This window comes from Nocardioides sp. CFH 31398 (assembly GCF_022436705.1).
Classification (GTDB): Bacteria; Actinomycetota; Actinomycetes; order Propionibacteriales; family Nocardioidaceae; genus Nocardioides.
The window spans coordinates 62,711-76,067 of the sequence record NZ_JAKUHT010000003.1; the positions used below are offsets into that span (position 1 = coordinate 62,711).

Here is a 13,357-nt window from a genome sequence, read left to right on the forward strand (position 1 = left end):
TGAGGGCATGGCTGACTCCCCCGCGTCCCTGCGCGTCCTCGTGACCGGCGCGACCGGATTCGTCGGCCAGCACCTCGTCCCCGAGCTCGTGGACGCCGGTCACGAGGTCCGCGCGATGACGCGTCACCCCGACACGTACGACGGGCCCGGCGAGGCCGTGCACGGCGACGTGTTCGACCCCGAGACCCTCGACAAGCCCCTCGCCGACGTCGACGTCGCCTACTACTTCGTGCACTCCCTCGACGCCAAGGACTTCGAGCGTCTCGACGCCGAGGCCGCCACCGCGTTCGGTGAGGCCGCGAAGCGGGCGGGGGTGTCGCAGATCGTCTACCTCGGCGGCCTCGGCGCCGACGACCAGGAGCTCTCCCCGCACCTGCGCTCGCGCCGCGAGGTCGAGGGCAGGCTCGGTGCGGCCGGGGTGCCCGTCACCGTGCTGCGGGCCGCGATCGTCGTGGGCCACGGGGGCATCTCGTGGGAGATCACCCGCCAGCTCGTCGACAAGCTGCCCGCCATGGTCGCCCCGCGCTGGGTCAAGACCCGCACGCAGCCGATCGCGCTCGCGGACGTCGTCCGCTACCTCGTCGGCGTCGCCGGCAACGACGACGCGATCGGCCGCACCTTCGAGATCGGCGGGCCCGACCAGATCGACTACCTGGAGATGCTGCGGGTCGCCTCGACCGTCATCAAGGGCCACGCCCCGCCGATCGTCCCCGTGCCGATCCTCAGCCCGCGCCTGTCGTCGTACTGGCTCAGCCTCGTGACCGACGTCGACACCATGACGGCGCGCAACCTCGTCGACTCGATGGACACCGAGGTGCTCGTCACCGACCACTCCATCCACGACGTCGTCCCGGGGGACCCGATGACGTACGAGGAGGCCGTGCGCCGGGCCATCACCGACCGGCAGGCCTCGGAGGCCTGACGGGCCCGCTCAGACCGGGAAGAGCAGCGGCAGCGCGTAGAGCATCGAGACCGACCACGTCACGTGCGTGATCATCGGCGCCATGATGCCGCCGGTGACGCGCCGCTGCTGGCCGGCGACGAGGCCGATGACGATGGCGGCGAACGCGAGCATCACGTTGCCCGTCAGCAGGGTCGCCAGGGCGTAGACGACCGTCGTGATCAGCACCTTGCGGCCGCGGACGGCGTCGTAGAGGGCACCGCGGAAGAACAGCTCCTCCGCCAGCCCGTTGATCACCGTGATGAACAGCAGCAGCGGCCCGGTGCCGGCCGCGGCGAACTGGAGGACGGCGGTGACGGCCGCGTCGAGCGGGGGGATCTCGCGGACGATCAGGCCGCCGACGACGAAGACCCCGGCCAGGCCGAGCCCGATGGCCAGCGGCACCAGGAACGGGCGGGGGCCGACGAAGCGGTCGCGCGGCCCGGCGTCGGGCCTCGACTCGTCCGGACGACGGACGGCCTCCGAGGGCCGCAGCGTGAACCAGCCCTGCCGACCGAGGTGCACGGGGCCGGCGGCGAAAGCGCCGACCGCCCAGACGAGGGCGAGGGCCAGGGTGACGACGTAGAAGGCGGTCCCGCCGGGCGTGAGACGCAGCAGCGAGCCGAGCAGCACGGTGCCGATGACGGCGAAGACGGCCGTGGTGACCTGCTGCCGTCGCGCCGTCGTCATGTCGCCTCACTGTAGGGAGCCGATTCGAGGGGTACCCGATCGGGGCAGGACCTCACGCCCCACCTCAGCCGGTTGTGATCTCCGCCACCCAGGCGGGCACGAGGCGGGACGCGGGGCCGTGCCGGGCCTCGGCGAAGTGGGCCGTGCCCTCGCTGGGGACGAGGTTGAGCTCGACGGTGTGCGCGCCGTACGCCGCGGCGTACTGGACGAAGCCGGCGGCGGGGTAGACGGCGCCGGAGGTGCCGATGGAGCAGAACACCTCGCACCGGGCGACCGCGCGCTGGATGCGCTCCATGCCGAGCGGCACCTCGCCGAACCAGACCACGTCCGGGCGCAGGGCGTCGGCGCCGCAGGCCGCGCACGGGGGCGCCCCGAGCAGGGGGCCGTCCCACCCGACCCGTGCGTCGCAGGCGGCGCACAGCGCGGAGCGCAGGCGGCCGTGCATGTGGAGCACGTCGGTCGAGCCCCCGCGCTCGTGGAGGTCGTCGATGTTCTGGGTGACCAGGAGCAGGTCGTCGCCGAGGGCGCGCTCGAGGGCGGCCAGCGCCTCGTGGGCGGGGTTCGGCTCGACGGAGGCGAGCGCCGCGCGGCGGGCGTCGTAGAACCGGTGCACGGTCTCGGGGTCGCGGCGGAACGCCTGCGGGGTCGCGACGTCCTCCACGCGGTGGCCCTCCCAGAGCCCGTCGGCGTCGCGGAAGGTGGGCACGCCGCTCTCCGCCGAGATCCCGGCGCCGGTCAGGACGACGACCCTCACCGGGCCGCCCCCGGCTCCGTCGGGCGCACGTGGACGCTCACGGCGTAGCCGTCGCCGGACGCGCCGGACGCGCCGGACGCGTCGGGCGCGCCGGACGACGGGCGGGCGGCGGCGTCCCAGGCGTCGAACCGGTCGCGCAGCACGAGGCCGGCGGCGGCGCAGGCGGCGTCCCAGTCGGCCAGCGGGGTGACCGGGCAGCCCTCGGGGAGGTGCTCCTCGTCGAGCCCGAAGCCGCTGACCACCAGCCCGCCCGGGCGCACCGCCCGGACGCAGCCCGCGGCGACGGCGGGCAGGGTGCCGGCCTCGCAGAGCGGGACGACGTTGCCGGCGAGCACGACGAGGTCGAAGCCGGCCAGGTCGGCCGGCACGGCCGCGAGGTCCACCCGGCGCCAGGGCAGCGCGGGCGCGTCGCGCCGGGCGACCTCCAGCATGGCGTCGTCGACGTCCACGCCGACGACGTCGTGGCCCAGCCCGGCCAGCCGGACCGCCACCCGGCCGGTGCCGCACCCGGCGTCGAGGACCCGCGCCGGGCCGGCCGTCAGGCCGGCCAGCAGCCGAGCCAGGAACCCGGCCTCACCGTGGACATCGTCCCCGGCGGCCTCGGCGTCGGCGAACCGCCGGGCGTAGGCCTCGGCGTACGTCGGCCCGGCGTCGTCGGTCGCGACCCGCTGCCAGCGGGTGGTGCTGCCCGGTCCCGTCACGCGTTCGGCTCGTCGGCGACCTGGATGAAGAAGTTGACGTCGGTGCCGTCCACCTCGGTGACCTCGACGGACGTGTCGTACTCGTCCTCGCCGTCCACGAGGGTGCAGGTGATCGTGGCGCCGACCTCGGCGGGCAGGTCCTCCGGGCAGCTGACGCCGTCCGGGGCCGAGCCGACCTGGGCGGCCACCTGGCTCGCGACCTCCTGCTCGACGTCCTCGGCGGCGACCCGCGGCAGGCGCAGGTCATCGGGGACGATCACGTCGAACTCCGCGGAGTCCCCCTCCACGCCGGTGACCTCGACGTCCGTGTCGTACGTCGTGCCGTCGACGCTCACCTCGCAGGTGGTGGTGGCCCCCTCCTCGGCGTCGAGGGCGTCCGGGCAGTCGACGCCGTCGGGCGCGGAGCCGGAGGCGTCCTCGACCACCGCGGACACCTCGTCGACGACGTCGTCCTCGTCGACCGTCCGGCCGCACCCGGCGAGGGCGCCGACCAGGACGCCGGCGAGGACCACCGCACCCGCGGTGCGCGTCGGCAGCCCCACGGTCAGTTCGGCTCGTCGGCGACCTGGATGGAGAAGTTCACGTTGTCGCCGTCGACCCCGGTGACCTCGATGGCCACGTCGTACTCCTCGCCCTCGGCCTCGAGGGTGCACGTGGTGGTCGCGCCCTCCTCCGCGTCGAGGTCCTCGGGGCAGTCGACGTTCTCCGCCTCGAGGCCCTGGTTGCCGAGCTGGGTGGTGATCTGCTCCTCGATGTCGGAGGACGACACGGTGCTCGCGCACCCGCCCAGCAGTCCGAGGGCGAGCGTGGCGCCGGCGGCGAGGGCGAGGCGGGACGGGAGCGTACGAGCGGACACGGAGACCTCCGGGGTCAGGGTGTGAGCGGGACGCCCACAGTCTGCCCTACCCCGTCCACAGGAAACGCCCACCGGAGACGCCCCTGCGGGGCGGCACCGTCAGGACCTGCTGATGGACACCGCGAGGGCGACGAGGTGCCCGAGGCGGGCGAGCTCGGAGTCCAGGAAGTCCGGTCCACCTCGCCGCCCGATGACCACGGCCTCCGGCGGCCCGCCCTCGGACGCCTCGAGCGGCGCGCCGCACCGGACGACGTCGCCGTCGCCGTCGGGCAGGCGCGCGGCCCGCTCCAGACCCGGCCAGGCGAGGCCGTCGGGGGCGGCGCCGGTGGCGTGGACGACGTGCGCCGGGCTGTCCGGCTCCGCGTCGGGCGAGGCCGGGCGGATCCGGGCGGCCCAGTCGGCGCGGAAGGTCAGGGGCACGAGGTCGACCAGGCGGTCGAGCGCCTGGGGCGGGTTGGCGGTCAGCTCCTCCACCGCCTCCAGGTCCATGAAGAGGTTGCCGCCCGCGGCGTACCGGCTGATCCAGATCACCTGCACCCCGTCGAGGGTGTTGCAGGCCGAGACGATCGAGTCCGGCATGTGACCGGGGGCCAGCTCGAGGAGCACGTCGTCGACCGCGTAGCCGTCGTCGCGGTGCTCGACGATCTCGATGGCGTCGATGTCGCCGCCGGCCTCACCGATGGCCGTCGCGACGCGACCCAGCGACCCGGGCACGTCGGGCAGCTCGACACGGAGCAGGAACGGCATGGCCCCGACCCTAGCGACGAGCGGCCGCGAGCCGCTGGGCCAGCCCGGTGGCGCGTTGCGCCCGTGCGGCGACCGCCACACGGACGGCCTCCGGCGAGCCGACCACGCGGATCCGGCGCTGCGCCCGGGTCACGGCGGTGTAGAACAGCTCGCGCGTGAGCAGGCGCGAGTCGGCGTCGGGCAGCAGGACGGTGACCGTGTCCGCCTGGCTGCCCTGCGACTTGTGCACCGTCATCGCGTGCATCGTCTCCAGCGCGCCGATGCGGCCGGGGGCCACCTGGCGCCCGCCGCCGAAGTGCGCACGCAGCCGGCCGTCGGCCGCGGGCACCACGACGCCGGTCTCGCCGTTGTAGAGGTCGAGCGTGTAGTCGTTCTCGGTCACCAGCAGCGGCCGGCCGGCGTAGAAGGGGCCGTACGTCGGGGCGACGCCGTGCTCCTCGTCGTCCTCGGCGAGCCAGCGCTCCACCTGGCGGTTCCACCACGCGACGCCCCAGGGCCCCTCGCGGTGCGCGCACAGCAGGCGGTGGGAGTCCAGCCCGGCGAGGGCCGCGGCGACGTCGCCGGAGCGGGCGGCGTCGCGGACGGACCGCGCCGCGGGGAGGCAGACCTCCCGCAGCGCCCCGGCGGCCTCCTCGGTGCCGTCGACCTCGACGAGCCCGACCTCGTCGGTGTCGCGCGCCAGCACCTCGAGGACGCCGTCGGCGTCACCGGCGCGCAGGCTCGCGGCGAGGTCGTTGATGTGGGTGGTGGAGCGGTGGTTGGTCCGCAGCGGCGCCACCGGCAGCCCGGGCGTCGTGGTCGCGGCCTCGACGAGGTCGCCCAGGACCGCCCCGGCGCCGACGGACGTGAGCTGCTCGGGGTCGCCGACGAGCAGCAGCCGGGCCTGCGGCCGCACGGCCTCCAGCAGGCGGCCGGTCATGGTCAGGTCCACCATCGACGACTCGTCGACCACGACGACGTCGAACCCGAGCCGGTTGTCGCGGTCGTGGCGGAAGCGGGTGGCGTTGTCGGGCCGCCAGCCCAGCAGGCGGTGCAGCGTGACCCCGGCCAGCCGGGGCGCGCGCCGGGCGAGCTCGGCGGCACCGGGCCGGGCCGTCGGCCCGGCGAGGGCCGCGAGCTCCCCCGCCACGGCCTCCTCGAGGCGGGTCGCGGCCTTGCCCGTGGGCGCCGCGAGCGCGACCGACAGCCGCTCGCCGCGGGCGTGGGCCTGGTCGGCGAGCAGCAGGAGGATGCGGGCGACGGTCGTCGTCTTGCCCGTCCCGGGGCCGCCGGTGAGGATCGCCGTGCGGGAGCGGACGACCTGCTCGGCCGCCTGCTGCTGCTCGGGGCTGAAGTGGTCGCCGCCGAGCGCCTCCAACCCGGCCGTGAGCCGGTCCTCGTCCACGGCGGGCGCGTCGAGGTCGGCCCGGGCGCGGAGGTCGTCGGCGACCTGGACCTCGAGCCGGTGGTAGCGGTCGAGGTAGACGAGGCCGTCGTCGACGTGCAGCAGTCCGGCCGCCGTCAGCGGCGAGTCCCGCACCGCCGCCAGCCAGCCGTCCGGCTCGGGCCACGCCAGGGGCGCGAGGTCGCGGACACCGTCCAGGTCGAGGGCCACGGCGCCGCGGCGTACGGCCCGGACCAGCAGCGCCACCGCGAGGAGCACCCGCTCGTCCTCCTCGCCGCCGAGGGCGGCGGTGCGGGTGGCGACGTGCACGTCGGCGGCCGTGAGCAGCCCGGCAGCGTTGCCGTCGGCCAGCAGCCCGCCGGCGTGCCGGGCGCGCAGGGCGAGGCGGTGGTCGTGGGCGTCGCTGGGCTCGAAGAGCTCGGTCACGGCGCGCCTCCCGTCCCCGGTGACCCGTCGGCCCCGTCGAGCAGGTCGGACATCGCGGTCACGAGCGCCGCCGGGGGCCGCCACGCGAAGACCCCGCACGGGGTTCCGTCGACGACCGGGGTGTCCGGGCCGGCGAGGCCGCGCAGGTACAGGTAGAGCACGCCCCCGAGGTGCCGCTCGGGGTCGTAGTCGCGAAGCCGCCACCGCAGGAAGCGGTGCAGCACGACGGCGTAGAGCAGGGCCTGCAGCGGGTAGTCGGAGTGGGTCATCGCCCCCGCCAGGGCGGCGGGCGTGTAGCGGCCCGCGGTGAGCGGCTCGTCGACGGGCCCAAGCCAGTTCGTCTTGTAGTCGACGACGAGGTACCGCCCGTCGTCCGAGCCCGCGCCGCTCGCGGGCACTCGGAGGACGACGTCGACCGAGCCGGTCAGGTAGCCGCGCAGGCTCTGGCGCCCGAGCGGGCCCCGCAGCGCCGCGGCGTACGGGCGCACCGGGTCGTCGTCGCCCAGGTGGCCCTCCAGCAGCGGCGCGAGGTCGCCCAGGAGGACGTCGCGCCCCGCCGGGCCCCGGGCGTCGCCACCCGCCAGGGGCAGCTCGAACTCCATCTCGACGAGGCGCGACGCCAGCGGGAGGTCGGCGAGGCGCACCCCGCCCGCCGCCGGTCCGAGGGGCGTGGCGCAGACGGCGACGAGGGCGTCGGTGACCTCGTCGACGTCCACGTCCACCGCCCACAGGTCCCGCTGCTCGGACACGTGCGCGGCCAGCTCGGCCCGCCAGTCACCCGCGGCCGGGTCGGCGTGCTCGAGGACCGCGTGGACGAGCGAGCCGAAGGTGGCGCCCAGGGGCAGGTGGGCCATGGGCGAGGCGACGTCCTCGACCCCCGGCGGGAGCTCGCCCGTCGGCGTGGGGACCGCCGGCAGCTCCTCGTCGTCGCGGACCGTGACCTCGGGCTCGCTGGTCGGTGCGGGCGCCGCCGCGGTCGCGTCGACGGTCGGCCGCTCGCCCGGGGCCAGCCCGTCCAGGCGGCTCAGCGAGGAGTACGACGTCCGACGCCAGGTGGTGTCGACCTCGCGGGAGAAACGGCGCAGCGCCAGCGGCGGCGTCGCCGGGGTCGCCACCACCGCTCCGCCCTCCGGGTGGTCGGCCCGCTCGACGCGGGGCCCGCCGGCGGCCTCCCAGGCCGCCAGCCGTGCCGCCATGTCGTCGTCGGAGGGCACCGACGGCGCGGGGAGCACCTCGGCCTGACCGGGCTCTCGCACCAGGAGCCGGTGCAGCGGCGACGGGGCGGCGTTCGAGGACGGCGCCCACCAGGCCACGACCTGCGACTGCGCGCGGGTCACGGCGACGTAGAGGTAGCGCAGCCACTCCCCCGCCTCCTCGGCGTGCCAGCGGGCCACGTGGTCGCCCCAGTCGTCCCCGCCGTTGCCGACGTTGCGGCAGCGCACCCCGTCGGCGTCGTGGAAGAGCGGCCGGTCGGGCTTCGGCACCCACCGGTCGGCGAGCGCGGGCAGGTAGACCACCGGGTACTCCAGACCCTTCGAGGCGTGGATGGTCACCAGCTGCACCGCCGCGGCGTCGGAGTCGAGCCGCCGGGTGCGCTCGCTGCCCTTGCGCTCGCGGCCCAGCCGGACCTGCTCGCGCAGCCAGCCCAGCAGGGAGACCAGCCCGAGGCGCTCGGTCAGCGCCACCTCGTGGAGCAGCTCACCGACGTGCCGGACGTCGGTCAGCAGCCGCTCGCCGCCAGCCACGCCGAGCACCCGGGCCGGGAGCCCGCCGGCGGTGGCGGCCTCGGCGACGGCGGCGACGCCGCGCTGGCGGAACAGCTCGGTCCACCCGCGCAACCGGTCGGCGACGGCGTCAGTGAGGTCGTCGCCGCCCGCGTCGAGCTCGGCGGCGGTGAGCCCGACGAAGCAGGTGAGGGCCGCGGCGCGGACGCGGTCGCTGCGGTGGGGCTGCTCGAGCGCCTCCAGCAGGACGACCCACTCGTCGGCCGCCGGTGTCGCGAAGACGCTGCCGCCGCCGGCGATGACCGCGGGCACCCCCTCCGCGAGCAGGGCGTCCCGGGCCGCCGCGAGGTCGGCGTGGCGGTAGGCGATGACCGCCACGTCGCGGGCCTGGACCGCCCGGCCGCACCACGTGGCCCCCGAGGTGAGCAGCCGCCGGACGTCGCGCGCCAGGTCGGTGGCGATCCGCGGTCGGGAGGTGCGGACCCCGATCAGCCCGTCCCTGCCCCGCCGGTCGACGTCGTCGGTGCGCAGCGTCCGGAGCCGGAACGGCGGCAGCGGCGCGCCGTCGGCGCCGAGCAGGCGGCTGCCGTCGTGGTGGGCCTCGACCGGCCCCACCACGATGCCCTCGCCGAGCTCCGCGCCACCCAGCAGGACCTGCAGCCGGTCGAGCAGCGCCGCGTCGCTGCGGCGGTTGACCCCCAGGGTGTGGTGCGTCGCCGCCGTGCGGGCGGCGGTGAGGTACGTCGTCACGTCGCCGCCGCGGAAGGCGTAGATGGCCTGCTTGGGGTCGCCGATCAGCACCATCGTCGCCACGCCGGAGAAGGCGCGGTCGAGCACCTGCCACTGGACGGGGTCGGTGTCCTGGAACTCGTCGACCAGGACGACGCTCCACCGGCGCCGCATCCGCGCCCGGGCCGGGCCGTCGGGGTCGGTGAGGGCGTCGGCGAGCCGGCTGAGGAGGTCGTCGTACGACAGGACCTGCTGGCGGCGCTTGCGGCGGGCGACCTCGCGCCGCACGGCCTCGCCGAACGCGACCTTGCGGCCCTCCGGGGTGGCCCGGTCGGCCGCGGCGGGCTCGAGCCGGGCCTGCGGGTCGCCGACCGCGTCGGCGGCGATCGCGCGGGCGGTGTCGTGGTCGAAGACCGGCGCCGCGTCGGCGTAGGCGAACGCCCGCAGGTAGAGGTCGTCGACGACCTCGGAGACCAGGTCGTCGACGTCCTCCACGAGCCGGGCCGAGGGCTCCACGTCGCCCGCGACGCCGAGGGAGTCCAGCACGAGGCTGCAGAACTGGTGGGTGGTGACGATCGTGGCGGCGTCGTACGACGCGAGCGCGGCGCGGACCCGCTCCCGGCCGGCCGCCCGGTCGGCCGGGTCGAGACGCGCCAGCAGGTCGAGCAGGTCGGACGGCGGCAGCTCGGCGGCCGACGGATCGCCCGCGAGCACCCGCTCGGCCTCGACGAGCTGGGCGCGGACCCGCTCGCGCAGCTCGCGGCTCGCGGCGCGCCCGAAGGTCACGACGAGCATGTCCTCGAGGCGGACGTCGCCGCTGACGACCATCCGCGTCACGAGGGCCCCGATGGTCCAGGTCTTGCCGGTGCCGGCGCTGGCCTCGAGGAGGACGGTGCCCACCGGCAGCGGCCCGGCGATGTCGAACGGGGTGCTCGCGGTCGCGCTCACAGGCCCCGCACCTCCTCGTGCTCGAGCAGCGGCTCCCAGACCGCCTTCGCGGCCCGGGGCAGGCCCGCCTCGAGCAGGGCGCGCAGCGGGGCGGCGGGGCCCCAGACCCGCACGTGCTCGGCCTCGGCGTCCTCCTTCGGGAAGCCGCGCGGGTTGTGGACGTCGGTCACCCACTCCCTGGCCGCCTCCTCCGCCGGGTCGATGCGCGAGCCGGCCGCCCGCCGGACCGCCGCCGCGGCGAACGCCTCCCCGGTGGCCGCCGGGAGCGGCATCGGCGTGCGCAGGCCGTGGTCGCGCAACCGCACCAGCTCGGCGAGCAGGGGGAGCCCGGCGTCGTGGACGCCGCCCGCCAGCGCGCGTCGGGGTCGGGAGCCGGAGCGACCCACGACGTGCGAGGTCCACCCGACCTCCACGTCCTGCGCGGACAGGGCGAGGAGGTCGACCCAGCCGGCGAGCCGGTGGGTGGCCTTGAGCCGGGAGTAGCCGAGGCGGACGACGCGGTCGGCGTGGACGCCGGTGACGGTGCCGACGACGCGCCGCCCGGCGAGGTCGCCGCCGAGCTCGATGTCCACATCGACGGCGCGGGCCCCGCCCTCGCGGAGGGCGACGGTGGTGTTCCACAGGTCCTGGCAGTCCTGGGCCACCTCCCGCAGCGACGCCTCCCCCAGCTGGCCGGGGCCGAGGCGGCCGCCGAGCAGCTCGGCGTGGAGCAGGGCGTCGACGTCGGCCCCCGCGAGCATCTCGCGGAGCAGGAAGTCGCCGACCTCCCACTTCGCGAGCTGCTTGAGCGTGACGGGGATGGCCGTCGCCTTCTCCGTGGTGGCGCGGGACAGCGCCACGTCGAGCCGGTCGCGCAGGAAGGTCCGCACGGGCCGCACCAGGAAGCGACGCAGGTCGTCGAGCGAGATCTCGGTCTCGGGCGGCCGGGCGGGCAGCGGCCCGCTGAGCAGGGGCTCGGGCGGACGCCGGTCCGTCGTCAGGGCACGGGCGCCGGCGATGGCGGCGGGGTCGAAGCCGAACGGTCGCTGCTCGGGCCCCTCCAGGCCGTCGGCCTCCCACTCCGGCGGGTCGTCGGCGGCCGGGCCGCCCTTGAGGTTGCGGGCGTCGTGGGGCTGCAGCGGGTGCCGCGTCACCAGGCGCGGCCCGGTGCCGGGGGCGGCGGTCCGACCGGCGGCGTCGACGAGCTCGCCCAGCGGCACGGCGGGCGGCCGGCGGGCCCCGGTGTGCTCGTCGGCGCCGTCGTAGGTGACGACCAGGTGCTCGGTGGCGGCGAGGACGGCGTCGAGCAGGAGCTGGCGGTCCTCCCCACGGGCGTCGCGCTCCCCGGTGAGGGGCCGGCGGGCCAGGACGTCGTCGCCGTCCGGGACCGCGGCGCGGGGGAACACGCCGTCGTCGAGGCCGAGCAGCGCCACCACCCGGTGCGGCACGGACCGCATCGGCAGCATGGTGGCCACGGTCAGGGTGCCGGTCCGGAAGTTGGCCCGGGTCGCGCGGCCCTGCAGCCGGGTGGCCAGCATCGCGCGGACGTCGGCGAGCCGCAGCCCGGCCGAGGGGTCGCCGCCCTGCGAGGCCCGCGCCAGCTCGCGGTCCAGCTGCGTCCACTGCCAGGCCTCGTCGGCGGGCACGTCGCCGAGCGCGCGCACCCCCTCGCGCAGGGCCGCGACCCACGCGTCGACCCCGTGCGCGCCCTCGAGCGCCCGGAGGGTGCCGTCGAGCCGGTCGACCATCTCGGCCAGCCGGCCGGCCAGCTCGACCTCGCCGCTGCCCACGTCGTCCAGGGGCAGGCCGCGGCCGAGGTGGCGGTGGTCGTCGCCGCTCATCGCGACCCCGAGCAGGATCCGGTCCAGCCCGGCCCGCCACGTGTTGTGCCCGAACGCCTGCATGGCGAACGGGGCCCGCGCCTCCTCGTCGAGGCCCCAGCGCACGCCGGCGGACTCGATCCAGCGCTGCACGCGGTCGAGGTCGTCGTCGTCGAGGGAGAACCGCCGGCGCACGACGTCGGAGGCGAGGAGGTCGCCGATGTCGACCGTCGTGACGCGGCTCCCGCACAGCGCGAGCAGCCGGGCGGCGAGGGCGAGCAGCGGGTTCGTGCTGCCCGGCGCACGGTCGGCCAGACGGACGCGCAACCGGTGCGCGGGGTGCGCGGGCCCACCCGTGCGGGACCCGGGGCCGCCCGGCGCGTCGCCGACGGCGCCGGCGAGGCCGAAGCCCGCCGAGACCAGCGGCGCGAAGGTCTCGATGTCGGGGCACATCACGACGATGTCGCGGGGCTCGAGGGTCGGGTCGTCCTCGAGGAGCCCGACCAGCACCTCCCGCAGCACGTCCACCTGCCGGCTCGGCCCGTGACAGGCGTGGACCTGGATGCTGCGGTCGTGCTCGGCCACCACCCGGGAGGCCCGCGTGGCGGCGTCGGGGACGGTGTCGTCGCGCAGGTCGGCCTGGAGCCAGCCGAGCCGGGTGGACGGCGGGGCCGGCGGCACCACGTCGGACGGGCTCGCGGCGGTGGCCGGCAGGTGGGCCAGGGCACGCCCCAGCTCGCGGGAGTCGCGGCCCAGCGAGGCCAGCAGCGGGTGCCGCACCAGCGCGGAGGTGGGGTCCTCGGCGCGCGGGACCGGCCCCGGGCCGGGGGCCGCCGCCCGGACGGCGTCCCACAGCCGGCCCGACGGGACGGGCAGCCACAGGTGCACGTCGCGCCGACCGCCGAGCGCCTCGAGCAGGGCGATCTCGCTCGCGGGCAGCCGCGTGTGGCCGACCAGCGACAGCCGGCCGGGCAGCGCCAGGTCGTCGTCGCCGGCCGCCAGCCGCGCGACGACGTCGGCCTGCCGCACGTCCGGGGGCGGCGCGCCCACCCGCTCGAGCACGCGGCGCCACAGCTCCGCCTGCCAGGCGAGGTCGTCGTCGAGCGGGCCCCCGGCGCCGTCGGTGTCGCGCCCGGCCCGCCAGTCGGCGACCAGCCCGGGCCGCTGGACGGCGTACGACGCGAACAGCCGCGCGAGGCGGTGCGCCACCGACCACCGGCGCGACCGGCGCAGCTCGGCCTCGGGGCCGTCGTCACCGTGGCCGAGGTGGGCGGCGAGGGCGGAGCACCAGGGCTCGTCGAGGCTCGCGTCGACGGTCTCGAGCACCGGCCACACCAGGCGCTCCGGGGCCCAGGGGTCGTCCCGCTCGCGGTCGAGCAGCATCGAGACCAGCGAGCCGGGGGTCAGGAAGCGGACCCCGGCGCACACGCCGTCGGCCCCCCGGCCGCCGACCCCGAGACGGTGGCTCAGGCGCTGGGCGAGCCAGCGCTCCACCCCGCGCGTCGGCACCACGACGACCTCCTCGACGAAGGGGTCGGCGACCGGCTCCGCCAGGAGCGCCGCGAGACCCTCGGCCAGGGCGGCCGTGCCGGGGGCGTGGTGGACGGTGAGGGACACGCCGACGACCCTGCCACGGTCCACCGACAGCGGCCGGTGGGC

General features: G+C 76.8%; 10 protein-coding genes. 1 reads left to right on the forward strand and 9 read right to left on the reverse strand.

The window, feature by feature from the left end:
• Positions 1-7 precede the first annotated feature (7 nt).
• Positions 8-922 carry an NAD(P)H-binding protein gene (locus MJ876_RS02640; RefSeq protein ID WP_240234500.1) on the forward strand — a complete coding sequence of 305 codons (915 nt, stop codon included), beginning with the start codon at positions 8-10 and terminating at the stop codon, positions 920-922.
• 9 nt (positions 923-931) lie between these two features.
• On the opposite strand, the gene MJ876_RS02645 is transcribed toward MJ876_RS02640, so the two are convergent.
• The 9 genes from MJ876_RS02645 to recC all read right to left on the reverse strand — a co-directional run bounded on the left by MJ876_RS02645 (position 932) and on the right by recC (position 13,315).
• Positions 932-1,630 carry a CPBP family intramembrane glutamic endopeptidase gene (locus MJ876_RS02645; protein WP_240234501.1) on the reverse strand — a complete coding sequence of 233 codons (699 nt, stop codon included), beginning with the start codon at positions 1,628-1,630 and terminating at the stop codon, positions 932-934.
• 64 nt (positions 1,631-1,694) lie between these two features.
• Positions 1,695-2,384 (reverse strand): NAD-dependent deacylase, encoded by a 690-nt coding sequence (locus tag MJ876_RS02650; protein WP_240234502.1) that lies wholly within the window; start codon positions 2,382-2,384, stop codon positions 1,695-1,697.
• A complete protein-coding gene (locus tag MJ876_RS02655) occupies positions 2,381-3,085 on the reverse strand; it encodes a bifunctional 2-polyprenyl-6-hydroxyphenol methylase/3-demethylubiquinol 3-O-methyltransferase UbiG (protein ID WP_240234503.1) in 705 nt (234 codons plus the stop codon). The genes MJ876_RS02650 and MJ876_RS02655 overlap by 4 nt, the downstream gene beginning before the upstream one ends.
• Positions 3,082-3,627 carry a DUF4333 domain-containing protein gene (locus tag MJ876_RS02660; protein ID WP_240234504.1) on the reverse strand — a complete coding sequence of 182 codons (546 nt, stop codon included), beginning with the start codon at positions 3,625-3,627 and terminating at the stop codon, positions 3,082-3,084. The genes MJ876_RS02655 and MJ876_RS02660 overlap by 4 nt, the downstream gene beginning before the upstream one ends.
• Before the next feature lie 2 nt (positions 3,628-3,629).
• Positions 3,630-3,941 carry a DUF4333 domain-containing protein gene (locus MJ876_RS02665; protein ID WP_240234505.1) on the reverse strand — a complete coding sequence of 104 codons (312 nt, stop codon included), beginning with the start codon at positions 3,939-3,941 and terminating at the stop codon, positions 3,630-3,632.
• Positions 3,942-4,040: 99 nt separating this feature from the next.
• Positions 4,041-4,688 carry an ACT domain-containing protein gene (locus MJ876_RS02670; protein ID WP_240234506.1) on the reverse strand — a complete coding sequence of 216 codons (648 nt, stop codon included), beginning with the start codon at positions 4,686-4,688 and terminating at the stop codon, positions 4,041-4,043.
• Positions 4,689-4,698: 10 nt separating this feature from the next.
• On the reverse strand, positions 4,699-6,498 hold the full coding sequence (gene recD / locus MJ876_RS02675) for an exodeoxyribonuclease V subunit alpha (protein WP_240234507.1): 1,800 nt from the start codon (positions 6,496-6,498) through the stop codon (positions 4,699-4,701).
• Positions 6,495-9,899, reverse strand: a complete 3,405-nt coding sequence (locus MJ876_RS02680; protein ID WP_240234508.1) for a UvrD-helicase domain-containing protein — start codon at positions 9,897-9,899, stop codon at positions 6,495-6,497. Before MJ876_RS02680 ends, recD begins: the two co-directional genes overlap by 4 nt.
• Entirely contained in the window at positions 9,896-13,315 is a 3,420-nt protein-coding gene (recC, locus tag MJ876_RS02685; RefSeq protein ID WP_240234509.1) for an exodeoxyribonuclease V subunit gamma, read from the reverse strand. The genes MJ876_RS02680 and recC overlap by 4 nt, the downstream gene beginning before the upstream one ends.
• Positions 13,316-13,357: the final 42 nt, after the last annotated feature.

Bases quoted from the DNA above. Each gene is read 5' to 3' on its own strand.
- MJ876_RS02670 (WP_240234506.1), bottom strand. From the start codon at position 4,688: ATGCCGTTCCTGCTCCGTGTCGAGCTGCCCGACGTGCCCGGGTCGCTG.
- MJ876_RS02640 (WP_240234500.1), top strand. From the start codon at position 8: ATGGCTGACTCCCCCGCGTCCCTGCGCGTCCTCGTGACCGGCGCGACC.
- MJ876_RS02645 (WP_240234501.1), bottom strand. From the start codon at position 1,630: ATGACGACGGCGCGACGGCAGCAGGTCACCACGGCCGTCTTCGCCGTC.